22 protein-coding genes are annotated in these 23,386 nt (G+C 40.6%); 15 read left to right on the top strand and 7 right to left on the bottom strand.

Going from position 1 to position 23,386, the window contains the following annotated elements; genetic code table 11:
* The first annotated feature begins 5 nt into the window (after nucleotides 1-5).
* Genes DEU42_RS12690 through DEU42_RS12680 form a run of 3 tightly spaced genes read left to right on the top strand, consistent with a single transcriptional unit; the run spans nucleotide 6 to nucleotide 3,408 of the window.
* Nucleotides 6-1,370: a tetratricopeptide repeat protein gene (locus tag DEU42_RS12690; protein ID WP_114758682.1), complete on the top strand. Its 1,365-nt coding sequence runs from the start codon at nucleotides 6-8 to the stop codon at nucleotides 1,368-1,370.
* On the top strand, nucleotides 1,370-2,146 hold the full coding sequence (locus tag DEU42_RS12685; RefSeq protein ID WP_114758681.1) for a DUF4292 domain-containing protein: 777 nt from the start codon (nucleotides 1,370-1,372) through the stop codon (nucleotides 2,144-2,146). The genes DEU42_RS12690 and DEU42_RS12685 overlap by 1 nt, the downstream gene beginning before the upstream one ends.
* A gap of 14 nt (nucleotides 2,147-2,160) precedes the next feature.
* Nucleotides 2,161-3,408, top strand: a complete 1,248-nt coding sequence (locus DEU42_RS12680) for a murein hydrolase activator EnvC family protein (RefSeq protein ID WP_114758680.1) — start codon at nucleotides 2,161-2,163, stop codon at nucleotides 3,406-3,408.
* 32 nt (nucleotides 3,409-3,440) lie between these two features.
* On the opposite strand, the gene DEU42_RS12675 is transcribed toward DEU42_RS12680, so the two are convergent.
* Together DEU42_RS12675 and DEU42_RS12670 are read right to left on the bottom strand one after the other, a co-directional pair.
* Nucleotides 3,441-3,950: an acyl-CoA thioesterase gene (locus DEU42_RS12675; RefSeq protein WP_114758679.1), complete on the bottom strand. Its 510-nt coding sequence runs from the start codon at nucleotides 3,948-3,950 to the stop codon at nucleotides 3,441-3,443.
* Nucleotides 3,951-4,020: 70 nt separating this feature from the next.
* Nucleotides 4,021-4,965 carry an SPOR domain-containing protein gene (locus DEU42_RS12670; RefSeq protein WP_114758678.1) on the bottom strand — a complete coding sequence of 315 codons (945 nt, stop codon included), beginning with the start codon at nucleotides 4,963-4,965 and terminating at the stop codon, nucleotides 4,021-4,023.
* A 99-nt stretch (nucleotides 4,966-5,064) separates the two neighbouring features.
* Between DEU42_RS12670 and dprA the strand changes: the two genes are divergently transcribed.
* Nucleotides 5,065-6,168, top strand: a complete 1,104-nt coding sequence (dprA, locus tag DEU42_RS12665; RefSeq protein WP_114758677.1) for a DNA-processing protein DprA — start codon at nucleotides 5,065-5,067, stop codon at nucleotides 6,166-6,168.
* Nucleotides 6,169-6,368: 200 nt separating this feature from the next.
* Here the strand turns inward: dprA and trpS are convergent, their stop codons facing one another.
* Entirely contained in the window at nucleotides 6,369-7,340 is a 972-nt protein-coding gene (trpS, locus tag DEU42_RS12655; RefSeq protein WP_114758676.1) for a tryptophan--tRNA ligase, read from the bottom strand.
* Nucleotides 7,341-7,417: 77 nt separating this feature from the next.
* On the opposite strand from trpS, the gene DEU42_RS12650 reads away from it, so the two are divergent.
* Entirely contained in the window at nucleotides 7,418-8,170 is a 753-nt protein-coding gene (locus DEU42_RS12650; protein ID WP_114758675.1) for a lysophospholipid acyltransferase family protein, read from the top strand.
* A 76-nt stretch (nucleotides 8,171-8,246) separates the two neighbouring features.
* On the opposite strand, the gene DEU42_RS12645 is transcribed toward DEU42_RS12650, so the two are convergent.
* The 4 genes from DEU42_RS12645 to recA all read right to left on the bottom strand — a co-directional run bounded on the left by DEU42_RS12645 (nucleotide 8,247) and on the right by recA (nucleotide 12,319).
* The gene (locus DEU42_RS12645) at nucleotides 8,247-10,220 is read right to left on the bottom strand and encodes an outer membrane beta-barrel protein (RefSeq protein ID WP_114758674.1); all 1,974 of its coding nucleotides are present in this window, start codon (nucleotides 10,218-10,220) and stop codon (nucleotides 8,247-8,249) included.
* Nucleotides 10,217-10,759 (bottom strand): RNA polymerase sigma factor, encoded by a 543-nt coding sequence (locus DEU42_RS12640; RefSeq protein ID WP_114758673.1) that lies wholly within the window; start codon nucleotides 10,757-10,759, stop codon nucleotides 10,217-10,219. The genes DEU42_RS12645 and DEU42_RS12640 overlap by 4 nt, the downstream gene beginning before the upstream one ends.
* A gap of 18 nt (nucleotides 10,760-10,777) precedes the next feature.
* Nucleotides 10,778-11,209, bottom strand: coding sequence for a membrane lipoprotein lipid attachment site-containing protein (locus DEU42_RS12635; RefSeq protein WP_147278117.1), 432 nt, complete (start codon nucleotides 11,207-11,209; stop codon nucleotides 10,778-10,780).
* 105 nt (nucleotides 11,210-11,314) lie between these two features.
* The gene (recA, locus tag DEU42_RS12630; protein WP_114758671.1) at nucleotides 11,315-12,319 is read right to left on the bottom strand and encodes a recombinase RecA; all 1,005 of its coding nucleotides are present in this window, start codon (nucleotides 12,317-12,319) and stop codon (nucleotides 11,315-11,317) included.
* Between the two features lie 149 nt (nucleotides 12,320-12,468).
* Here recA and DEU42_RS12625 point away from each other — a divergent pair, with 149 nt between their 5' ends.
* The 10 genes from DEU42_RS12625 (at nucleotide 12,469) to DEU42_RS12575 (ending at nucleotide 23,136) form a co-directional block, all read left to right on the top strand.
* Nucleotides 12,469-14,031: a hypothetical protein gene (locus DEU42_RS12625; RefSeq protein WP_114758670.1), complete on the top strand. Its 1,563-nt coding sequence runs from the start codon at nucleotides 12,469-12,471 to the stop codon at nucleotides 14,029-14,031.
* 81 nt (nucleotides 14,032-14,112) lie between these two features.
* Nucleotides 14,113-14,349, top strand: coding sequence for a hypothetical protein (locus tag DEU42_RS12620; RefSeq protein WP_233506675.1), 237 nt, complete (start codon nucleotides 14,113-14,115; stop codon nucleotides 14,347-14,349).
* Nucleotides 14,340-14,648 carry a type II toxin-antitoxin system RelE/ParE family toxin gene (locus tag DEU42_RS12615; RefSeq protein ID WP_114758668.1) on the top strand — a complete coding sequence of 103 codons (309 nt, stop codon included), beginning with the start codon at nucleotides 14,340-14,342 and terminating at the stop codon, nucleotides 14,646-14,648. Before DEU42_RS12620 ends, DEU42_RS12615 begins: the two co-directional genes overlap by 10 nt.
* 96 nt (nucleotides 14,649-14,744) lie before the next feature.
* A complete protein-coding gene (locus tag DEU42_RS12610; protein WP_114758667.1) occupies nucleotides 14,745-16,097 on the top strand; it encodes a rhodanese-related sulfurtransferase in 1,353 nt (450 codons plus the stop codon).
* A gap of 451 nt (nucleotides 16,098-16,548) precedes the next feature.
* Nucleotides 16,549-18,087, top strand: a complete 1,539-nt coding sequence (locus tag DEU42_RS12600) for a stage 0 sporulation family protein (RefSeq protein ID WP_114758665.1) — start codon at nucleotides 16,549-16,551, stop codon at nucleotides 18,085-18,087.
* Nucleotides 18,047-18,559: a gliding motility lipoprotein GldH gene (locus DEU42_RS12595; protein ID WP_114758664.1), complete on the top strand. Its 513-nt coding sequence runs from the start codon at nucleotides 18,047-18,049 to the stop codon at nucleotides 18,557-18,559. Before DEU42_RS12600 ends, DEU42_RS12595 begins: the two co-directional genes overlap by 41 nt.
* Before the next feature lie 8 nt (nucleotides 18,560-18,567).
* Nucleotides 18,568-20,904, top strand: coding sequence for a penicillin-binding protein 1A (locus DEU42_RS12590; protein ID WP_114758663.1), 2,337 nt, complete (start codon nucleotides 18,568-18,570; stop codon nucleotides 20,902-20,904).
* Between the two features lie 69 nt (nucleotides 20,905-20,973).
* On the top strand, nucleotides 20,974-21,675 hold the full coding sequence (locus DEU42_RS12585) for a CoA transferase subunit A (RefSeq protein ID WP_114758662.1): 702 nt from the start codon (nucleotides 20,974-20,976) through the stop codon (nucleotides 21,673-21,675).
* A 1-nt stretch (nucleotide 21,676) separates the two neighbouring features.
* Nucleotides 21,677-22,336 (top strand): 3-oxoacid CoA-transferase subunit B, encoded by a 660-nt coding sequence (locus DEU42_RS12580; RefSeq protein ID WP_114758661.1) that lies wholly within the window; start codon nucleotides 21,677-21,679, stop codon nucleotides 22,334-22,336.
* Between the two features lie 11 nt (nucleotides 22,337-22,347).
* The gene (locus DEU42_RS12575) at nucleotides 22,348-23,136 is read left to right on the top strand and encodes a hypothetical protein (RefSeq protein ID WP_114758660.1); all 789 of its coding nucleotides are present in this window, start codon (nucleotides 22,348-22,350) and stop codon (nucleotides 23,134-23,136) included.
* Nucleotides 23,137-23,386 lie beyond the last annotated feature (250 nt).

Below are 23,386 nucleotides of genomic sequence, written 5' to 3'. Positions count from 1 at the left end.
GAGATATGAAATTTAAAATCCTTTTTTGCGGAGCATTGCTTTCGGGTTCATTACTGATACCCGGCATGCTGCATGCCCAGGAGCCAAAGGAACCCGATCAGGTAGCATTGGCTAATGATGAGTTTGAAAACAACTTTTTTGAGGCGCTTAAGCAAAAAGGAATTGAAAATTATGATAAAGCGATCAAATCGCTTGAAAAGTGCCTTGCTAAAGATCCTCAGAATGCTGTGGTACTTCATGAACTGGGTAAAAATTATCTTTCGCTAAAAAATTATCCTGAAGCCGAAAAAGCATTTCTTAAGGCTCGCGACCTTGACCCAAACAATCGTTGGTACTGGCAAAGCCTTTATGATGTGTACTATGAAACGAAAGATTTTAATAAATCGATTCCGGTAGTGCAAAAACTTACAGAGTGGCGCAAGCAGTACTATCAGGAAGACCTGGTGTCATTATACATGTATACCCAACAGTTTGATAAAGCGCTCGATCTTATTAATGAGATGGAACAAACGGTAGGGATGTCGGAGAAACGAGAGATGTACAAGCTACAGATTCTTAGTGACAGTAAATACAGGAAACCGCAAAAGGAAACTCTTGAGGAAGCGATAAAGAAAAACCCTAAAGAGGAATCGAATTATCTTGAACTGATTTATCTGTATTCTGAAAGCAATCAGGAGCAAAAGGCTCAGGAAGTTGCAAAAAAACTGGAGAAGGAAATCCCGGGATCGGACTGGGCACAGGTAAGTCTTTTTAAGTTCAACCTTAATAACAACGATGGTAAAAAAGCTGCCGAATCGATGTTCAGGGTATTGGATAGCAAAAAGATTGACCGCAAGATAAAACACAGGGTACTGAATGAGTTCCTTATTTATGCTTCGAACAATCCGCAATACACAGGCGACTTTGATAAGGCGATTGGATATTTTGAAGATGACAAACAGGTTAATGTGCCTAAAGAGATAGGGAAGTTCTTTTTCAGTAAAAACAGATATCCTGAGGCGATAAAATATTTTGAGCGCGGACTTACCCAAAAACCTGATGATATCGAAACGGTTGAGTTATTACTATACACTTATACCGAAGCAGCGCAGTATGACAGGCTGCTGAAAAAATCGGAAGAATATATTGAGCTGTATCCTACCCAGGCCCGACTGTATTATTTTGCAGGACTTGCTTCAAATCAGCAAAAACAATATACCAAGGCTAAAGATTATCTGGAAACAGGAATTGATTTCGTGGTTGAAGATCCCGAACTGGAATTGAAGATTACCAAACAGCTTGTAGACACCTACACAGCATTGGGTGATAATAAAAAGAAAAATGAAATGGCTCAGCGTCAGGCTAAGCTTGAAAAATCGAAAAGCAATTAATGAAAAAATTACTTGTCATAACCCTTGCGGTACTATCGCTTAAGTCATGTAAAACAGCGCAAAAAGCTTTAATTTCTGAGGATAAGGCTGCTGAGCAAAAAGCGGTTAAAGAAATTGTAGATGGACACTATAGTAACGCTAAGGATTTTAAGACGCTGCTTATAAAAGCATCAGGGCACTATAAAAAAGGGAACACTTCTTTTAATGCAAATGCCGAAATACGTGTTAAGAAAGATGAAATCATTCTGGTAAGCGTGCGCGTACTTGGCATTACAGTGGCTAAGGCTATTATTACACCAACAAGGGTAAGCTATTATGCAAAGACTACCGGTGAATATTTTGACGGAAACTATGCTGCGCTTAGCAAATGGCTGGGCAACGATCTTGATTATACCAAGGTACAGAATATCCTTTTAGGGAATGCTTTGTATGATCTTAACAAAGGAAAGTATATCGGCTCACTTGAAGATGGTATGCACAAGCTGCAATCTGCAGACAGATCGGCAATATCTAAATTATTCCTTTTTGAAGGAGGTAAATTTTTACTGAAAAAAGAAACATTTAAAACTTCAGGAAATATTTCGCAAAGCCTGGATATCCAGTATGCTTCTTATAAGGAATATCCAAAAGCGGTACTGCCGGCGGTAATTAACATAGAAGGTGAGCAGCAGGAGAGAATAAATGTAGACATTGAATATAATACTGTAACCTTCGACGAAAACCTTACATTCCCGTATGAGGTACCCGAAGGAATGGAACAGATTTTTATAGACTAAACCCAAAACCAGACATGACCAGATTTTTCTTTATTATTTTTTTCTTAGGCTTTACCTTTCTTGGCTATGGCCAGGCAGATCAGCGTAAAAAACTGGAGCAGCGCAAAGCACAGATTCTAAAAGAAATGAAGGAGCTGCAAAATCTTGAGTCACAAAGCAAGACTAAAGAAAAATCAGTATTGGGGAAAATAGAAGAAAACAGTACTAAGATCAAGCTGAGTGAAAGGCTTATCAGTACAACTTCTAAGCAAACCCGCCTGCTTACCGATGATATTTATACAAACCAGCTTAGCATCAATCAGCTTAAGCGTGAACTAAAAGTGCTTAAGGAAGATTATGCCAATATGGTGGTAAAAGCATATAAGAGCAGATCGGAACAAAGTCGTATCATGTTTATTCTTTCTTCTGAGAATTTTCTACAGGCTTATAAACGCATGCAGTATATGAAGCAGTATGCAAGTTTCAGGAAAGTACAGGGCGAGGAGATCCGTTCCAAAATGGCAGAACTTGAATTAAGAGTAGAAGCATTGTCAAGTCAAAAGAAAGAAAAAGAAGTGTTGCTTGCCGAAAGCGAAAAACAGAAGAAAGATCTTGAGCAGGATAAGCAGGAGCAGGAAAAGTTAGTGAAAGCTATCCGTAAGGATAAGAAAAAATATGCTTCGGAGATTAAGAAAAAGCAACAGGAAGCAAAAGAGATTGACAGAAAAATAGAGAAGGCCATAAAAGATGCGATCGCTGCTGCCAACAGAAAGGCTGCTGCAAAAGCAAAAAGTGCAGCCGAAAAGAAAGAGATTACAGAAGCTGCTAAAAAAGAGCCTAACAAAATTGTAATGACTAAAGAAGAGAAACTTCTTGCTAACAGTTTTGTGGCTAATAAAGGTAAACTGCCATGGCCTGTGCGTGAAGGATATCTTTCTGCGCGATTCGGCAGACATGAAAGCCCTTATGATAAGGATGTAATTGTTGACAATAATTATATTGAGATAACAACCAATCCGGGTAGTGCTGTTAGGGCAATTTACAATGGGGAGGTTACTGCGGTGCAAATTGTAGCCGGTACCAAAGCAGTTACCATAAGGCATGGTGATTACATGACTATTTATTTTAACCTTGGGGCAGTAAGTGTAAATGTGGGCGACAAAGTAACGACATCTCAAAATATAGGACAGGTATATACCTATCCTTCAGGGAAAACAGTAATGAGATTCTATGTGTCGCAAAATGCTAAATTCCAGAATCCAGAATCGTGGATTACAAGATAAAAAAATCCCTCGCTTAGCGAGGGATTTTTGTTTTATAGGAACAATGCTTTTAATTCGGTAGCTTCATGCGGGTTCATTTTGCCTGCCAGTACAAGGCTTAGCTGTTTTCTTCTCAGCGCAGCGTCATAGCGTGATTTTTCAATTTCGGTTTGCGGTTCAATAGTGGGTACTTCAACCGGTCTTCCCGTTTCATCCACGGCAACAAATGTGTAGATAGCTTCATTGGCTTTTGCTCTGATACCGCTTTCACGGTCTTCGATCCATACATCAATAAATACCTCCATAGAAGTTTTGAAGGTACGGGATATTTTTGCCTCAACGGTAACAACACTTCCTAAAGGAATAGCACGGTTAAAAGCAACGTGGTTTACAGATGCCGTAACAACAATACGACGTGAATGCCTTCTGGCGGCAATGCTCGCGGCACGATCCATGCGGGCCAGCAATTCTCCACCAAAAAGGTTGTTAAGCGGATTGGTCTCACCCGGTAAAACCAGGTCGGTCATAATGCAAATAGAGTCTGAAGGATATTTTGCCTGCATGCGTTTTTTTTTGCAAAGATAGTACAGATGCAGATGCAAAAAAAATCTCCCCGTTTGGGGAGACTCGATTTTATAATTCTTTTACCAAAAGCCAGGCGTCGCTGTTTTCGGTTTGTTTAATCTTATTCATTTTTGCCTGTGCTTCAGCATAGGTTTTAAAACTTCCGTAACCTACCTGAAAAAGGCCGAATTTGTTTTTACCTAGTTTTCTGGCGTTGTAACCTTTAGATACAAGTTCTCCTACTGCTTTTTCAGCATTTTCCTCGCTCTTAAAAGCTCCTGCTACAACATGGTAAGGATAGGTAGATGCGCTTTCTTCTTTAACCGGAAGGCTTACTGCCGGCATAGGCGCCTCTATAAAAAAAGTAGCCTGTTGTATTTTTTCGTTTACGCGATCCTGTACCGATTGCTCTACAAGTAATGTTTGTTGTGCAATCTCATGGTCGCGGTATACTTTAAATCCTGCTCCGCTTGCACTTGTCATTACAACAAATATAGCGGCATATTTAAGATATGAGTAGTTTTTCTTTCTTTCCGGAGTAAATACCACCGGAGCCATTTCTTCCACTTTTTCGGCAACAGCTTTAAGCTCTTCTCTTTTTATGGCAGGAGAAATTACATTGGTAAGTCCAAACGCTTCAGCAAGGTAATTTACCGGAGTATCAGGCGTGAAAACAATATTGCCTTCTATGTTATGAGCAATAGTCCCAAGGTTCTTAAGAATAAGGGTTTCCCAGTTTTGCAGCCTTTTATTCCAGCTTTCAACGGTCTGGGTAATATTGGCTACAGCCTGATCGTAAGAAATTTTTTCCTGTAATGCGATATGATTGGCTAAAAGCCCATCATTATTTTTTAAATTCGCATTGAATGAAATTAGTTTTTTAGGAGGATAGAAGGTATAGGTGTCATTGTTAAGCTGCGCTGGCTGTGTTTCCGTAAGAAATGCGCCAAAGCCGGGAACGCTAACGCACTGGTAGCGATACAATAAAGCCGATATGTGTTTTTCTATCATCATAACAACAAAATTAACAATTCAACGCAAGTTGCAAAATTTTATTCACAATTTTTATTAACAACGCCAGAGAATCCGATAAACGCCATATAAAACCGATTAATGACTGATTTTGAATTACTTAATATCCTTGCGCTACTGCGCGTAGAAGGTGTGGGCGACATTGTCGCCAAAAGGCTTATTAACCATTTAGGTTCTGCCGAAGCTGTTTTCAAAGCAAAAAAATCACAAATAACCGCCATAGAGGGGATAGGAGATGTTGTATATAACAGCCTGAAAAAAGCTGATACTTTTAAGCTGGCCGAAGCCGAAATGAAATTTATTGCAGATAATGGCATTACTCCTTTATATTATCAGGACAAAACCTACCCTGACAGACTTAAACACTGTATAGACGGACCCGTTGTTTTGTTCTCCTCTGGGAATATTGATCTCGAAAACCGGAAAACAATAAGTATAGTAGGTACCCGCCAGATGACCTCTTATGGTTCCGACTTTTGCCGTAAGCTCATCGAAGATCTTGCTCCTTTAAATCCTATTATTATTAGCGGATTTGCTTATGGGGTAGATATTCATGCTCATGTTGTTGCCATGGAACTCGGCTTACAAACAATAGGTGTTGTGGCTCATGGACTAAATCAGGTATATCCTAAAGTGCATAAAAAATATGTTTCTAAAATGGAGGAGAACGGCGGTTTTATGACCGAGTTCTGGAGCACGTCAAATCCGGATAAAGAAAATTTTGTAAAACGTAACCGCATTGTGGCAGGGCTTAGCGAAGCAACCATTATCATTGAAAGTGCTGATAAAGGCGGTTCACTGATAACGGCTAATATTGCCAACGATTATAATCGGGATGTGTTTGCTGTTCCGGGGCGTGTTACCGATAAATACAGCATGGGCTGTAATAATTTAATAAAGAGTCAGCGTGCCAATGTGCTTACCTGTGCTGCCGATCTTGTTTATATGCTTAACTGGCAACTGGAAGAAGAAAAAAAGAAGCCGGTGCAAAAACAGCTTTTTGTTGTGCTAGAAAATGATGAACAAAAAGTATATGATTTTTTACAAAAGCATGGGAAGGAACTGATGGATGTTATCGCACTTGAATGCGAAATGCCCATCTTTAAAATATCGTCGTTACTCCTTAATATGGAACTGAAAGGCGTGATCCGTCCGTTACCAGGGAAATTGTTTGAAGCGATATAGTGATTCAGTGTTCAGTGTTCAGTGTTCAGTGTTCAGTGTTCAGTGTTCAGTGTTCAGTGTTCAGTGTTCAGTGTTCAGTGTTCAGTGTTCAGTGTTCAGTGTTCTAAAAAAGAGCCACAAATTACACTAATTCCACCAATTCGTGATAATTTGTGTAATTCGTGGCAACTGTAAACCGACCACTGTATACTGTCAACTAACTATTCGTATCCCAGTTTTACTCTTACTCTTGATAGTACTCCGTTGGCAATGGTCGCTGCCTTTTCGGCACCGGCTTTTAGCAGGGCATCTACTTCGTCAAGGTTATTGATGTAATAGGCATATTTTTCTCGGATAGGAGCAAACTTGTCAACGATAAGTTCAAACAATGCCTGTTTCGCATGGCCATAACCATAATTACCTCCAAGGTAGTTGGCTCTCATTGCCTCGATTTGTTCCGGGGTCCCTAATAATTTGTAAAGCGCAAATACATTACAGGTATCCGGGTTTTTAGGTTCTTCCAACGGAGTACTGTCTGTTTGTATTGCCATTACCTGTTTGCGCAGCGGTTTGTCTTCAACAAAAATATTGATGAAGTTGTTGCGCGACTTACTCATTTTTTCGCCATCGATACCCGGAATAATTTTGGTGTCATCGCTGGTAACCGCTTCAGGTAATACAAAGGTTTCGCCCATCTGGTGGTTAAAGCGTGAGGCTACATCGCGGGTAATCTCAAGGTGCTGCAGCTGATCTTTACCTACAGGTACAAACTGAGCATCATATAATAATATATCGGCAGCCATAAGCATAGGGTAGGTAAACAATCCTGCGTTTACATCCTCCAGCCTGTCGGCCTTATCTTTAAAAGAGTGGGCAAGCGTTAGTCGCTGAAACGGAAAGAAACAGCTAAGGTACCATGAAAGCTCTGCCGTTTGAGGCACATCGCTCTGACGGTAAAAAGTAACCTTGTTAAGGTCAAGGCCACAGGCAAGCCATGTAGCCGCTACGCTATAGGTATTAGCGCGCAGGGTTTCGCCGTCTTTGATCTGCGTAATAGAATGCAAATCGGCTATAAATAAAAATGAATCGTTCTCTGGTTTATTGGCCATTTCCACGGCCGGTAGTATAGCCCCCAGCAGGTTACCCAGGTGAGGGGTTCCGGTGCTTTGCACCCCGGTTAATATTCTTGCCATTCTACAAAAAATTGAATTTACACAAAGGTAAACGATTTGGGCAGAAAATAAGGATTGAATCCTTACATTTGGAATATATGAAAATAGTACGATATTTTTTGTGGACGCTGTGGCGAATTTGGTTCTATATCCTTATGGGAGTGCCAATTATAGTTTTGTCTCCGTTACTTATCATAACGATATCATCCGAAAAAACCTATCCGCAGTTTTTTGTGCTTGCACGGATATGGGCAAAAATCATCCTGTTCGGGATGGGACTTCCGTATAAGATAGAACGTGATGAGCAGATACAAAAAGGTAAAAGTTATATGCTTGTGGCCAATCATACATCTATGACGGATATAATGCTGATGCTTGTCATTTCGAAAAATCCGTTTGTATTTGTCGGCAAAAAAGAACTGGTCAAGATTCCAATCTTCGGATTCTTTTATAAGCGTACCTGCATACTGGTAGACCGTAACAGTTCGAAGAGCCGTTTCGAAGTTTTTAAGCGGGCACAAAAAAGGCTCGATCAGGGATTAAGTATTTGCATTTTCCCAGAGGGAGGGGTTCCGGATGATGAATCTATACTGCTTGATGAATTTAAGGATGGGGCTTTCAGACTTGCCATTGAACACCAGATTCCTATTGTGCCGATGAGTTTTTATGATAACAAAAAACGTTTTTCGTTTAGCTTTTTTAGTGGAAAACCGGGATTGCTAAGGGCTAAAGTGCATCACTTTGTGCCAACCGACGGATTGTCCATGGAAGACAAAACCGACCTGAAAAACCTGAAAGATAAAGTATGGCAGATACTTTATAATGATTTGGTGGAGAAAGCAAAAAAATAAAAGCACCTCTGTGACTGCAGAAGTGCTTTTACTAATAGAACTACCTAATAAAATTTCCGAACCTAACCAACAAGGTTTAGAAACTAAAACTTACACCCGAGTAAAGCCCAACGAAATAAGGTTTAAAGTTACCTGCATTTCTGCTGTAAGCATTCACCTGGTATTTGAATGTAGGTTCAAAACTGGCTTGGAACGAATCCCAGAATTTGTATTTGAACCCAACACCTAAATTAGTACTGAAGTGTAGGTTGTTAAGGTTTTGTGCCTTACCTACCTCGGTGCTCATACCGGTAGATGATACCACGCTCACATTATTCTCATTAAGGAATAGTGAACTTACGCCACCTATCAGGTCTACACCAAATTTATTATTTACCAATGCATAGCTCATTTCCAAAGGAATCTCTATGTATCCTGTTTTCTGAATCATCGAACCTTCAACAAGCTGTGTGCTTTGCCCATCTATAAGGAATACATCCGGAGCTGCAGCGTCGGCAGGCTGAATGACAAAACCTGTTGCTTTAGCAGTTCCGATATTTGAAGTTCCGCCGTTTAGCGATGCATAATAGGCAATATCGTTTGTTGAATAGTTCAGGTTAACGCTGTTGATACCCGAACGTATGCTTATCCTGTCGGTTACGGCATAGTTAATGCCAAGACCGTAGCTAAGGTCGTTATCGTAGCTTTTGCTGTTTCCGGCTAATTGTTCATTGATTGGCGATCCTGCCGATAGTGAGTTGTAGAATACCGGAGCAACCTGTGGCCTTATGTTCCAGCGGTCTTTATTCTTTTTGTTTTCGGCAAGTTCCTTGTCTTTTTCTTCACCTTTCAGTTTTTCCTCAAGCAGTTTCTCCAGTTCATTTTGTGGAACCACTTTATTAGTGTCAACTACAGTTTGTGCTACTTCACCACCTACCGGAATATTCTTGTCGATGATTACGTTGCCTTTAGCAGCAGGGTCGTTTGTGCCGCTTGTAGTATTTGTGCCCGAAGCATTTTCTATAGTAGTTGCGCCGTTGGCAGTAGCAACGCCATTGGCAGACGCTATACCGTTAGCAGCATTTTGTTTTTGCAGATTACTGTTGGCAGCAGGATTGGTACTGTCTGTACCGGCAATACCTTCAGAAGCAACCGGCATAGTGTTAGCGTTGCCATTTTGTTTCTGGATTGTATTTCCATTATTAGGTGTACTGCCTGCATTTTTGCCTGATGATTTTGCATCGGTTGCTGCGATACCTTCAGTTGATGTAGATGTCGCATTGCCATTTTGTCTTTGCGCAGTATTCACAGCATTAGTAATACCGGAATTGCTGCCTGTGTTTGATCCCGCTGTTTTACCGTTTGTGGTAGCAATACCTTCGTTAGCAGGTGAATTAGTTACTATGCCGTTATTGTCAGCAGTATTGATACCGTTTCTGCTGCTTTTATTGTTTCCGTTTTGTATACCGGCAACTGCATTGTTATTTTGCATTTGACCATTACGGTTGTTTTTATTAGCCGTTGACTTGTTGGCAGCATTCCTGTCATAAGCAACAGCATTATTGTTGTTTTTGCCAAAGCCGGTAGCTGATGAATTTGCTCTTTGGTTGCGGCTGTTTGTTTGTGTAGCCGAATTTTGTTCGTTATTCGGTGCGGCTTCTTCGCTAACCGCAACAGCTGTATTGTTGTTGGTAATTGTATTGTTTTGAGAAGCTGTTCCTGTTTCTGTTCCCGTAGCCGATGGGCCGGCCTGTGTAGGAGCAGTAGCATCCGGAGATGATGGCATAACAGTGTTTGCCGGAGTAGCGTTTTGATCTTCAACTACTACAGCCGGAGCATTTGTGGCAGGGTTTTCCGCATCGTTAAAGAACAATGTGGCAAGTAGTCCGCCCAGCAGCAATAGTGCTGCCACACCCGATAGCCTTAGCCATAAAGGGGTGACCTTACCTTTTGTCTTTTTTTCTTCCTGGAGTTCCTCCCGTATGTTTTCCCATACAAATTCAGGGGGAGCCACTTCAAAGTCCTTGAACTTTTCCTGGAATAACCTGTCTATATTGTGTTTCTCATTCATTTTGCAGTCGGTATGCTATTGCCCTGCAGGGCTTCAATTTTTTCTTTTAATATCATTCTTGCACGGGCAAGGTTCGATTTAGAGGTGCCGTCGGTAATGCCCAGCATCTCAGCAATTTCTTTGTGCGAATAACCGTCAATTACATACAGGTTAAAAACCATCCTGTAACGGTCCGGCAGTTCCTGGATGATACCTACAAGGTAGTCCATAGATATGCCTTCGCTATCCACTTCAACATCGGCTACATCGGGTATGTTCTCGCTAACCAGTTCGAAGATGCCTTCAGAGCGGTATCGCTGCAGTACATTGTTTATCATCACCCTTTTTGCCCAGCCTTCAAAGGAACCTTTGAACTGGAACTGGCCAATTTTCTGGAAGATCAGCAGGAAACCATCCTGTAGGTTGTCTTCGGCATCCGCACGATTGCGCGAATACTTAAGACAAGCCGCAAACAACTTAGGAGCAAGAAGCTTGTATAGCTGTTCCTGCGCCCGGATGCTGTTTTGCTGGCAATCCTTTATGAGCTGATCTAAACCCAAATTATATGTTAGTTTAAGTTATTTTTTAACCGGTATCACGATCTGTTCGTATGTTTTGTTGCCTTCTACATCATAACCTGTAAAGAATTTAAAGGTGTAGATATCGTTAGCGAGGGCATAGCTTTCGTCACACGAAAAAGTAAAGCTTTGCTCGTCCTGGTTTTCTTTTTCATAATTCCTGCATTCGCCTTCAAGGCGCACCATTGTCTGTATGGCAATAACCACGGCATTGCCGTCTTTTTCAGAAACAAAATGGTCAAACAGGTAACAGCCGTTAGGTTTTGTAAAGCCAACCCTTACCTCATAGGTATGACCGGGCTCTACCCATTGTGGGAATATAACCCAGTCGGCAGGCAGGAATTCAACATTATATTGTGGCGCTTCATCAGGCTCCATGTTACATGATGAAAGGATAAATAATGCTGTAAATAATAGTAAAATCTTTTTCATAAATCAATCAGCGTAAAAAACCGGTTTATAGATAGATACAAAAAACGTAAAAGGTTGCGTAATAGCAATAAAAAAACCCGAAAAAATCGGGTTTTAATTATAAATTTAAGATGCCTGTTCTTTTATCATCTCTTTTATTTTCAGTTCAAGCTCTTCAGCGAGTTCCGGATTGTCTTTTATCAGGGCTTTTACAGCGTCGCGTCCCTGGCCTAATTTGGTGTCGCCATAGCTAAACCATGAGCCCGATTTCTTGATGATTTCGAACTCTACCGCAAGGTCAAGTATCTCACCTGTTTTAGAAACGCCTTCGCCATACATAATGTCGAATTCAGCCGTTTTGAAAGGAGGTGCCACTTTGTTCTTAACGATCTTCACTTTCGTGCGGTTACCTAATACGTTCTCACCGTCTTTGATCTGTGCTGCACGGCGGATGTCTATCCTTACCGAAGCGTAGAACTTAAGTGCGTTACCACCCGTAGTGGTTTCAGGGTTACCAAACATCACACCGATCTTCTCACGAAGCTGGTTGATGAAGAATACCGTACAGTTAGTTTTGCTGATGGTAGCCGTAAGCTTTCTAAGTGCCTGAGACATCAAACGTGCGTGAAGACCCATTTTAGAATCTCCCATCTCGCCTTCGATCTCACTCTTAGGTGTAAGTGCCGCAACCGAGTCGATTACCACGATATCAATAGCACCCGAACGGATAAGGTTCTCGGCAATCTCTAATGCCTGCTCACCATTGTCCGGCTGTGATATGATAAGGTTTTCGATGTCAACGCCAAGTTTCTCTGCATACACACGGTCGAACGCGTGCTCGGCATCAATAAAGGCAGCGATACCCCCTGCTTTTTGTGCTTCAGAAATAGCGTGAAGCGTAAGTGTGGTTTTACCTGACGATTCAGGTCCGTATATTTCTATTATCCTTCCGCGAGGGTAACCGTTAACGCCAAGGGCAAGGTCTACACCCAACGATCCTGAAGGGATTGCTTCAACTTCTTCAACAGCCTGGTCGCCCAGTTTCATCACCGTTCCTTTACCGTAAGCCTTGTCCAGTTTATCTAATGTAAGCTGTAACGCCTTCAGTTTTGCTTCTTTATCTCCGCTCATTTTTTGTATATGATTTTGGGTAAAAATAATGCTTTTTTTTGGTGTGGCAATGTGAGGATGAGGGTTGTGGATAAGTTTATTTTTTAACACAAAACCTATTGGAATAATTTTTTTCTTACATTTATATTTTTAAAATAGTTTAGTGCTAGATGATAAAAGATTTAAAAATTATTCAAGCAGTTTCAAGTATTTCTCAACGTGCAGAAAGGCAAAGAGATATTAATAAGATTGTTGATTCATATGTTGAAGTAGGTATTTTACCACAATTAATAAATAATAATAACCAAATTCTATACGGAAGAAGAGGTACTGGTAAAACACATATTTTAAGGATTTTAGAAGACTTTTTAAATAAGCAACCTAATAAAACTACATGTTATATTGATTGTAGATTTCTAGGTAGTTCTCCACAATTTACTGATAGTTCGATGTCTATTGACTATAGGTGCTCATCTCTTTTTACTGATATACTAAATGAAATATTCGATTCGATTCTAAATCATATTGCATATCATCCTAATAAAAATTCTGATTTAGCATTAGAATCATTAAATTCATTATCAATTGCTTCTGTTGGTGAAATTCAAAAATCAAAAAAAGTTATTAATAGGGAAAAAGGAGTAGGCGAAGATGAGTCTGGAACTATTGCAAAAATCTCTCCAAGCACTATTTCTTTTGATTTATCTGACAGGTCAAAGGTTAGTAAGGAAAAAGAAAAAACTACGGAATTTCAAACTGAAGAATTTGAAAAGATTATATTCCCGGATTTACATCACTATTTACAAAGGGTATTAAAAGAAGCGGAAACGGATTTAGTATTAATTATAGACGAATGGTCTGCAATTCCTCTAGATATTCAACCTTATTTAGCGGAATTTTTTAAAAAGTCTTTTATACCTGTGCCAGAGGTTGTAGTAAAAATAGGCGCATTAGAATATCGTTCTAATTTCACAATTCCACGAGAGAAACACAATTACATTGGATTTGAATTAGGGAGTGATATCAGTACAAATCTAGATATTGATGAATATTTTGTTTATGATAGAAACCCAGCAGAAATTACAAAGACCTTTGCGGAAATTTTGTTTAAACACATTAAATCTGAGCTTCCAAATAATTATTTGTCAGAAAATTTTTCCGTCAATACTGTCAATCAGTTGATTCAAACATTATTTACTGGCGCACCCGCCTTTGATGAACTTGTCAGGGCTTCAGAAGGTGTAATTAGAGATTTTATAAATATTTTCACACTTGCTTTTTTTGATGCACAGCGTAAGAATTCGATAAACATTGATAAAAAAATTGTAATCGAATCAAGTAGACAATGGTTTGAAAATGATAAAGCTAAGAATCTTGATGACCATCTTCATGAGAAAATTAGATTGATAATTCATGAAGTAATCGGAAAGAAAAAGGCTAGGTCGTTTTTAGTATCTAGAGAACTCGAACAAAATCCAATTATTCAAAAACTTTTTGATGCTCGGGTAATACATATAGTTAAAAAAGGTTATTCTGATAAAGATAATCCTGGGGTTAGGTATAATATATATTCATTGGATTATGGAACATATGTTGATCTTATAAATACTAGTAAACAACCTCAATTACAATTCGAAATATTTGAAGGGGAAAATGAAGAGGAATTTATTGTTCCATTTGATGATAAACGAAGTATTAGAAGAATAATTCTAACTAAGGAAATTTTAGATTAATCTAGAGTGTTCGAATTTGCTAATTTTCCAAAAAATTTCTACCTCGAAAATTTTCCCTAACTTTGGAATATAAAATGCTGAATGAATATGACTGCAATTGAAAATATAAAAAACGGCTTGATTGACAGAATACTGGCAACCAAAAATGAAAAATTGCTTCAGGCAATAAGCACAATTTTTGAATCTGCTAAAGAGGAAGAAATTGTCGGATTGTCATCTGAACAATTGGAGATGCTGGCAATGAGTGAAGACGACATTGCGAACGGTAGGCTAATATCCGAAGACGATATAGATAAATTAGACTCCGGATGGCGTTAAAAGTATTTTGGACTGAAACCGCACTTCGTCAACGAAACTTAATTTTTGAATATTGGAATGAAAGAAACGGAAGTGTTTCTTACTCATTAAAATTATTTGGAAAAATTAAAGAGCGTACAGATATCCTGAAAATAAGCCCTGAAATTGGAAAAAGGACTGAACATAAAAATATGCGTGCTGTCTCCTTGGGGCACTATAGCATATTTTATCAATTTGATACTTCAAAAATTGTAATCACTGCTTTTTGGGATAATCGTCAGGAGCCTAAAAAGTTATTGAAATCCCTTAAAAGGGGATAATTCTTGCCCATTTCCCAAAAATTTCTACCTTTGCACCCGGTTCCGCCATTGTGAACCAACAACATACTGAAAATATCTCACTTAAAATTGTATAGCATGCAACTGTTCAACACTTTAAGCGCAGAGGAAAGAACCGCCCTGATCGAGGAAAGCGGTAAACAGCGCCTTACGCTGTCTTTCTATGCCTACGCACACATTTCTGATCCAAAACAATTTCGCGATTCACTTTTCTTAGCCTGGAACCCACTGGAGGTTTTAGGAAGGATTTACGTTGCCAAAGAGGGTATCAACGCCCAGCTCTCGCTTCCGGCGGATCATTTCTACGAATTCAAAGATCACCTTGATACTATCCCGTTCCTGAAAGACATTCGCCTTAACGTGGCGGTGGAGCAGGACGACCTTTCTTTCCTTAAACTTACCATCAAAGTTCGTGATAAAGTCGTTGCCGATGGACTTAACGATGATACTTTTGATGTAACCAATATTGGAGTGCACCTGAAAGCGCAGGAGTTCAATGATATGTTAGAACACCCTGACACTATCGTGGTCGATATGCGTAACCACTACGAGAGCGAGATCGGTCACTTCCGTGGTGCCATCACTCCGGATGTGGACACGTTCCGTGAGTCACTACCAATCATCGAAGAGCAACTTTCAGAATATAAAGAGGGCAAAAACCTGCTGATGTACTGTACAGGAGGTATCCGTTGCGAAAAGGCATCGGCGTTCTTCAAACATAAAGGTTTCCAGAATGTGTACCAGCTTGAGGGTGGTATCATTGAATATACACGTCAGGTAAAGGCTGAAGGATTAGAAAGTAAATTCATAGGTAAGAACTTCGTGTTCGACGCACGTCTTGGTGAGCGTATTACCGACGATATCGTTTCGCAGTGCCACCAGTGCGGTAAGCCATGCGACAACCACACCAACTGTGCTAACGAGGCGTGTCACCTGCTGTTCATCCAGTGTGATGAGTGTAAGGATGCTTCACAAAACTGTTGTTCGGAAGCGTGCCAGGATGTGGTTAACCTGCCTGTTGAAGAGCAGAAAGCATTGCGCCGTGGCATCATGAACGGAAACATGATCTTCAAAAAAGGTAAAGCCGACCGCCTTACCTTCAAGAAAACCGGAACGGAAGTTTCTGATGTTGCCTTAGGTACTGCAGCCAAAACTAAAACCGTTCGCCCACGAATCAGAAAAACACTGGTGGGTAAAGGCGAACACTATTTCCCGAAAGCGGAAGTAGCACAGTTCATTATGGAAAGCGAACTGGCTGTTGGTGATACGGTAATTATCTCAGGTCCTACTACAGGCGAGCAGCAACTGGTTATTGAAAAAATGCGCGTTAACGGTCAGGATGGGACTACCGCTGCAAAAGGCGATAAAGTAACCTTCAGCGTTCCGTTCAGGATACGTCTTTCAGATAAATTATTTAAAGTTATAGGATAACACCTAAATTTATATAATTAAGAAAACCTGCATGAGAGTGCAGGTTTTTTTGTGGCCTCACCCTTGTTTTCCTCACCCCCAGCCCCTCTCCAATCGAGAGGGGAGCGAAGCAGATTCTTAGTAGGGTCGAGTGAAGCTTCATCCTCTCCCTTGGAGAGGGATGGGGTGAGGATATGTATGAGTAGGTTTCCCTCCTTCGGAGGGGAAACCTGAATGCGCGTCTCACTCATGCGAAGGAAAGAATCCGCGTCTACCCGCTCAATCCGTGTCATCCGCGTTCAATATTTCATAATAAAGACAGGTAAGATGTTATTAAACAGTTTACAGTCAGTAAGCTTCGCTCCAATCAAAACCCTTAACAACATTCCCGTAAAAAAATACTATCTTTACCCGCAAAAACATTTTACGAACAAGTAGCGGCCGGGCCGCGATCTATATATAAACACGAACTATGGCATGTACAAACTGTTCTACGGGATCCAAGGATGGACAACCCAGAGGATGTAAGAATAACGGGACCTGCGGGACGGACAGTTGCAATAAACTAACGGTCTTCGACTGGTTATCAAATATGAGCCTCCCGGGAGGCGAAGCGCCTTTTGACTGCGTTGAGGTGCGCTTTAAGAACGGGCGAAAAGAGTTTTACCGAAATACTGAAAAACTTACCCTGAGCATGGGCGACATTGTTGCTACTGAGGCTTCTCCGGGTCACGATATAGGCATTGTTACCCTTACCGGTGAACTGGTAAAGGTACAGATGAAGAAAAAGAATGTAAAGGACAATGCTGATATAGCGAAAATTTACAGGAAAGCTTCACAAAAGGATATTGATATATGGAGTGAGGCACGTGATAAGGAAGAACCGATGAAGGTAGTGGCAAGGGAAATAGCGATTCGACTTAACCTTGAGATGAAGATATCGGATATCGAATTCCAGGGTGATGGGTCGAAAGCGACGTTCTATTACACGGCAAACGACCGTGTCGATTTCCGACAGCTTATTAAAGATTTTGCACGCGAATTTAGCACCCGTATCGAGATGAAACAGGTAGGTTTCCGTCAGGAGGCTTCACGTCTTGGAGGTATCGGGTCATGTGGGCGTGAGCTTTGCTGCTCTACATGGTTAACGGACTTTAGGAGTGTAAACACTTCTGCGGCGCGTTACCAACAGTTATCGCTGAATCCACAAAAACTTGCCGGACAATGCGGTAAGCTTAAATGTTGTCTTAACTATGAACTGGACACCTATCTGGATGCGCTGAAAGGCCTGCCAGATATGGATACCAAAGTATTTACCGAAAAAGGTGATGCTGTTTGCCAGAAGGTAGACATCTTTAAAGGGCTGATGTGGTTTGCTTACACTAATAATATGGCTCACTGGCATGTGCTTAAAGCCGATCAGGTAAAAGAGATTGTAGAACTTAACAAACTGAAACAGCGTGTAAGCTCACTAGAAGATTATGCTGTGGAAGAAGTAGCTCCGGAAGTAGAAAAAACATTCCAGAATGCTATGGGTCAGGACAGCCTTACGCGTTTTGACGCACCTAAGAAAAGAAAAAGACCAGGCAAAGACAAGAAACGCGAGAATACTCCGGTAGATAAAAAGCAACAGGACAGGCCGGCTGGCGATAGGCCGTCTAACAAAATAGTTCCTGCAAACAAAGAGGCCAGGGATAACCGACCTGAACGTACGGAAAGAACGAATAATGATAAGCCTGCAGGTGAAAGAAAGCCTAACGAAAACAGGAACAACAATAACAGGCCTAAAGGCGAAAGAAGACCTAACGAGAACAGGAACAACAACGCTGAAAGACCGGAGAAACCAAGAACGGAAAGACCTCAGGCTGAAAGGCCACAAGGTGAAAATCCAAATGCCGAAAGACCTGAAGGCGAAAGAAAACCTAATAACAGGAATAAGAACCGAAACCATAAAAACCGAAATAAGAAAAATGGTAACGACAAGAATACCGGTGGCAGCCCTACGGAATAGCCTTGCTGTATTTGGCATGCTTTTTTTGGTAATCTCCTGCGACAAGACCCGTGTGTTTGACGAATACAAGGAGCTTGATGGCAAGTGGAAAAAAGATAATAAAGTGTCTTTTAGCTTTGACCAAAAGGATACGGTGTCAAAATATAATATGTTTATTAACGTTAGAAATAACAATGATTATCCGTACAGTAACCTGTTCCTGATTGTTCAGCTTCAGGAGCCGGGCAGCAAGCTTGTAAAGGTAGATACCTTAGAGTATCCTATGGCAAACCCCGACGGGAGCCTTATGGGGCAGGGGTTTACCGATATTAAGGAGAGCAAGCTTTGGTATAAGGAAAATGTAAGATTCCCTAAGGCAGGTAAGTATACCGTTACCATTCAGCAGGCGGTGAGAAAGGGTGGTGAAGTGCCGGGCGTTAATGAACTTGACGGGGTAACTGATGTAGGTTTTAGAATTGAGTCAACAGAATAATATTGAAGATGGCGATAAAGAAGACAACAAAAAAATCAAATACAAATTCCGGAGATCATCCGGCTGAATATTTTGTAAAAAAGTTCTGGAAGATTTTCGGGATAGGCTTTGCGTCGATATTCCTTTTCTTCCTTTTGGCTTCGTGGGGAGTATTCGGAAGAATGCCCGACTTTGAGCAATTGGAGAATCCGGATTCTAACGTAGCGACGGAAATTATTTCGGAAGACGGTCAGACCATAGGTAAATTTTACCTGGAGAACCGTACGCCGGTTAAGTATGCCGATCTTCCTAAATCACTGGTAGATGCATTGATTGCTACCGAGGATGAGCGTTTCTTTGAACACTCAGGTATTGATACCAGAGGTACATTAAGAGCTATGGTTACACTTGGAGGCAGTGGTGGTGCGAGTACAATAACGCAACAGTTGGCCAAGAACCTTTTCCATGGAGAAGGCTCAAGATTTTTCCTTTTCAGGATTGTACAGAAAGCAAAAGAATGGATTATCGCAACCAAGCTTGAAAGGCAGTATACAAAAGAAGAGATCATCGCTATGTACTTTAATACTGTTGATTTTGTAAACAACGCGGTGGGTATACGTTCGGCATCAAAAATATACTTTGGTAAAGAGCCTAAAAACCTTAAGGTTGAAGAAGCAGCCGTGCTTGTAGGTATGCTTAAGAACCCTTCGTTGTACAACCCAATGAAGGAAAAAAGGAAAGAAAAAGTACTAGCTCGCAGGAACACGGTATTAAGCCAGATGGTAAAATACGGAAAACTGGATGAGTCAACTAAGGAGAAACTCGCAGCCCAGCCTATAGTAACCGATTATAATCCCGAAAGCCATAACGAAGGTGTGGCTACCTATTTTAGGGAGTACCTTAGGGACTACATGAAAAAATGGGTTAAGGATAATCCTAAAGATGACGGATCGGAATATGATATTTACCGTGATGGTCTTAAAATATATACAACTATCGATTCTAAAATGCAACAGTATGCCGAAGAGGCAGTACAGGAGCACTTGGCAAATCTTCAGGAGGAATTTTTTATCCAGCAGAAAAAGAATACAAATGCACCTTTCGTAAACATATCTAAGGCTGAAACCGATAAGATATTAGACAGGGCAATGCGCAACTCGGAGCGCTGGAGGATAATGACGGATGAAGGCAAGGATGAAGATGAAATCATAGCTTCGTTTAAGGTAAAAACCGACATGAGAGTGTTTACATGGAAAGGAGAAAGAGATACTGTAATGACGCCAATAGATTCTATCCGTTATTACAAACACTTCCTTCAAACGGGTGTAATGTCTATGAACCCAATCGACGGACACGTAAAAGCATGGGTGGGTGGAATTAATTATAAACACTTCCAATACGACCACGTACAGCAGGGTGCAAGACAGGTAGGTTCTACCTTCAAGCCTTTCGTATATGCAGCAGCGATAGAGCAGCTACATTTATCGCCGTGTGATACCGTGGTAGATGCGCCATTCAGTATGCCTAAAGGTAAATATGGTATTGATGCCGACTGGAATCCGCAAAACTCTAACGGACAGTTTATGGGGCCGATTACTTTGAAGAAGGCACTTGCAAACTCGGTAAATACAATTTCAGCTAAACTGATAGACAGGGTTGGTCCTAAAGCAGTGGTAGATCTTACCCATAAGCTTGGTGTGGAAAGCAAGATACCTGAGCAGCCATCTATTGCTCTTGGAGCAGTTGATATTACAGTTAGTGATATGGTGGCGGCATATAGTACATTCGCTAATCAGGGGGTATATGTAAAACCTATCGTAATCAGTAAGATTGAAGATAAAAATGGCGTATTGTTATTCCAGAGTAAAATGGAAACAAAAGACGTTATGAGTAAAGATATTGCCTATGCTATCATTAAGCTGCTTGAAGGTGTTACCGAGAGTGGATCGGGAGCAAGGCTGAAATGGGGAGGTGCCGGTGGTTCGGGCTATAATCGTATGACAGGTTATCCTTATAAAATCGTAAATCCTGTTGCCGGTAAAACGGGAACAACCCAAAATCAGTCTGACGGATGGTTCATCGGTATGGTGCCTAACCTGGCAACCGGTGTATGGGTAGGTAACGAAGATCGTTCGGCTCACTTTAAAGGACTTATTTATGGTCAGGGTGCTACCATGGCGCTACCGATATTCGGTTTATTCATGAAGAAATGTTATGCCGACGACACTATTGAGTATAAGATTTCAGAACGACCATTCGAACGACCGGCTAACCTGTCTATCAAAGTAGATTGTGCCAAACCAGTCGTCAAGGATACTACTGCATCAGATACCCTGAATGTAGATATGACAGGATTTGATTTTTAAATTATACAAAACGTCTTCGAAAGAAGGCGTTTTTTTATATATTTATACGCGAAAACTAAATTCTATTGTATGATTAATAAAAAAGTGCAAAACGTTGGGGAAGCGCTGCACGATATAAAAGACGGCGTAACGATAATGCTTGGCGGTTTTGGCCTTTGCGGTATTCCGGAGAATAGCATTAACGAACTGGTTAAAAAAGGAACAACCAATCTTACCTGTATTTCTAACAATGCCGGAGTTGACGATTTTGGCCTTGGACTGCTGCTGCAAAAGAAACAAATCAAAAAAATGATATCGTCATACGTAGGTGAAAATGCCGAGTTTGAAAGGCAGATGCTTAGTGGCGAACTTGAAGTAGAGCTTACACCACAGGGTACACTTGCCGAAAAATGCCGTGCTGCACAGGCAGGAATCCCGGCATTCTTTACACCTGCGGGTTATGGTACTGAAGTGGCTGAAGGTAAAGAGGCACGTGAATTCAACGGTAAAATGCATATTATGGAAGAGGCTTTTAAAGCTGAGTTTTCTATTGTAAAAGCATGGAAAGGTGACGAAGCGGGTAACCTTATCTTTAAAGGTACTGCAAGAAACTTTAACTCATGTATGGCGGGTGCTGCTAAAATTACTATCGCTGAGGTAGAAGAGCTCGTTCCGGCTGGAGAGCTTGACCCGAACCAGATCCATATCCCGGGGATATTCGTTCAACGAATATTTCAAGGGGAACGATACGAGAAACGCATTGAACAACGAACAGTAAGACAAAGAAGTTAATATGGCACTAGGAAAGGAACAAATCGCGAAGAGAATTGCGAAAGAAGTAAAAGACGGTTACTTTGTTAACCTTGGTATTGGTATACCAACCCTTGTTGCCAATTACGTTAGGCATGATATATCGGTAGAATTCCAGAGTGAGAATGGAGTATTGGGTATGGGTCCGTTTCCGTTTGAAGGTGAGGAAGATGCTGATATCATCAATGCAGGAAAACAAACTATAACAACATTACCGGGTGCATCATTCTTTGATTCGGCATTAAGCTTCGGAATGATACGTGCACAGAAGGTAGACCTTACCATTCTTGGTGCTATGGAAGTAGCAGAGAACGGAGATATTGCCAACTGGAAAATTCCGGGCAAGATGGTAAAAGGTATGGGTGGCGCAATGGATCTTGTAGCTTCGGCTGAGAACATCATCGTTGCCATGATGCACGTAAACAAAGCAGGTGAATCGAAATTGCTTAAGCGTTGTTCGCTACCGCTAACGGGTGTTGGCTGCGTGAAGAAAGTAGTTACGGAGCTTGCGGTTCTTGAGATCGTACCGGAAGGCTTTAAATTGTTAGAGCGTGCTCCGGGTGTAACGGTTGAAGATATTATAAAAGCAACGGAAGGTAATCTTATCATTGAGGGCGATATCCCTGAAATGGTGATAGATTAAAAATAGAAGTAATGATTAAATTAAAATACTTCAGTATTTTATATTTACTGTGTGCATCAGTATCTGCGCAAAGCATTTATACTGCTTTGCATCATGATAGCCCTTATGATTTAAGAAAAGGAATAAGTGTTAGCGAGATAACTGAAAATAGTATTATTTATGATGCTTCAGGAGCTAAAGTGACCAAAAAAGAAGTAACTCTTTTTAACAATCAAAATAGGGTTACATCAGAAGTAAGGTATGATGACAGTGGGAAAATGACTGACCGTTTAACCTTTATGTATGATTCTACAGGGGTAAAAAGGCTTGCGCGAAAATTTGAACACCTGATAAATGCAAAAGGTTTTGCAAGTGAGACTGCTTTTTATGAATATGACAATAACGGTTTTTTTATTGGGGTAATAGATAAGAACCAGCAGGGAAAAGTAGTAAGTACTACCAAGATTATCAATAATGAAAAAGGATACCCAATAGAATTGAAAGTAACTACTGATCGTACCGCTGATTTTGGTAAAGAAGTTGCAGAATATGACTTTCAAAGTAATAGTGTCATGATTACTTCTATTGGGCCTCGTGGAAATGTGATATCAACTCACAAAGTCAAAATAGACGATTCAATATATGATAAAGACGAGGTCGTAAATGAAAATGGTGATCTGGAAAAATCAGACGAATATTATTATAAATATGTGTATGATAAAAACCTAAACTGGACAAAACAGACACGATATAAAATAGTAAATGGTAAGCAGGTAAAAGATGCAGAATTTACAAGGAATATAAAATATTCTAAGAATTAATCTCGATTATTATATAGCAAAGCCCTTTCGTTAGAGAGGGCTTTTTTTTGAGGTACTGTAGCTAAATCCGCGGGAATTCGCCAAAATCCGCTTCATCCGCGTTCTATTAATTGAGATTTACTTCATCCTCGGGTCTTCACTTCGCTGCACTCCGGTCCTTTAGATTTGTTTTTAGATAAATCTTAAATTTATGAATGAGAAGGAAGCAAAAGTAAACTATGCTGCGGTCTGGGTTTTTATGCCCATATTT

The organism is Flavobacterium sp. AG291 (assembly GCF_003350375.1).
GTDB classification, from domain to species: domain Bacteria; phylum Bacteroidota; class Bacteroidia; order Flavobacteriales; family Flavobacteriaceae; genus Flavobacterium; species Flavobacterium suzhouense.
Note: the sequence above shows the minus strand (reverse complement) of the source record. Positions and strands in the feature narration are given on the sequence as shown.

Bases quoted from the DNA above. Each gene is read 5' to 3' on its own strand.
- DEU42_RS12690 (WP_114758682.1), top strand. From the start codon at position 6: ATGAAATTTAAAATCCTTTTTTGCGGAGCATTGCTTTCGGGTTCATTA.
- DEU42_RS12685 (WP_114758681.1), top strand. From the start codon at position 1,370: ATGAAAAAATTACTTGTCATAACCCTTGCGGTACTATCGCTTAAGTCA.
- DEU42_RS12680 (WP_114758680.1), top strand. From the start codon at position 2,161: ATGACCAGATTTTTCTTTATTATTTTTTTCTTAGGCTTTACCTTTCTT.
- DEU42_RS12675 (WP_114758679.1), bottom strand. From the start codon at position 3,950: ATGCAGGCAAAATATCCTTCAGACTCTATTTGCATTATGACCGACCTG.
- DEU42_RS12670 (WP_114758678.1), bottom strand. From the start codon at position 4,965: ATGATGATAGAAAAACACATATCGGCTTTATTGTATCGCTACCAGTGC.
- dprA (WP_114758677.1), top strand. From the start codon at position 5,065: ATGACTGATTTTGAATTACTTAATATCCTTGCGCTACTGCGCGTAGAA.
- trpS (WP_114758676.1), bottom strand. From the start codon at position 7,340: ATGGCAAGAATATTAACCGGGGTGCAAAGCACCGGAACCCCTCACCTG.
- DEU42_RS12650 (WP_114758675.1), top strand. From the start codon at position 7,418: ATGAAAATAGTACGATATTTTTTGTGGACGCTGTGGCGAATTTGGTTC.
- DEU42_RS12645 (WP_114758674.1), bottom strand. From the start codon at position 10,220: ATGAATGAGAAACACAATATAGACAGGTTATTCCAGGAAAAGTTCAAG.
- DEU42_RS12635 (WP_147278117.1), bottom strand. From the start codon at position 11,209: ATGAAAAAGATTTTACTATTATTTACAGCATTATTTATCCTTTCATCA.
- recA (WP_114758671.1), bottom strand. From the start codon at position 12,319: ATGAGCGGAGATAAAGAAGCAAAACTGAAGGCGTTACAGCTTACATTA.
- DEU42_RS12625 (WP_114758670.1), top strand. From the start codon at position 12,469: ATGATAAAAGATTTAAAAATTATTCAAGCAGTTTCAAGTATTTCTCAA.
- DEU42_RS12620 (WP_233506675.1), top strand. From the start codon at position 14,113: ATGAATATGACTGCAATTGAAAATATAAAAAACGGCTTGATTGACAGA.
- DEU42_RS12615 (WP_114758668.1), top strand. From the start codon at position 14,340: ATGGCGTTAAAAGTATTTTGGACTGAAACCGCACTTCGTCAACGAAAC.
- DEU42_RS12610 (WP_114758667.1), top strand. From the start codon at position 14,745: ATGCAACTGTTCAACACTTTAAGCGCAGAGGAAAGAACCGCCCTGATC.
- DEU42_RS12600 (WP_114758665.1), top strand. From the start codon at position 16,549: ATGGCATGTACAAACTGTTCTACGGGATCCAAGGATGGACAACCCAGA.
- DEU42_RS12595 (WP_114758664.1), top strand. From the start codon at position 18,047: ATGGTAACGACAAGAATACCGGTGGCAGCCCTACGGAATAGCCTTGCT.
- DEU42_RS12590 (WP_114758663.1), top strand. From the start codon at position 18,568: ATGGCGATAAAGAAGACAACAAAAAAATCAAATACAAATTCCGGAGAT.
- DEU42_RS12585 (WP_114758662.1), top strand. From the start codon at position 20,974: ATGATTAATAAAAAAGTGCAAAACGTTGGGGAAGCGCTGCACGATATA.
- DEU42_RS12580 (WP_114758661.1), top strand. From the start codon at position 21,677: ATGGCACTAGGAAAGGAACAAATCGCGAAGAGAATTGCGAAAGAAGTA.
- DEU42_RS12575 (WP_114758660.1), top strand. From the start codon at position 22,348: ATGATTAAATTAAAATACTTCAGTATTTTATATTTACTGTGTGCATCA.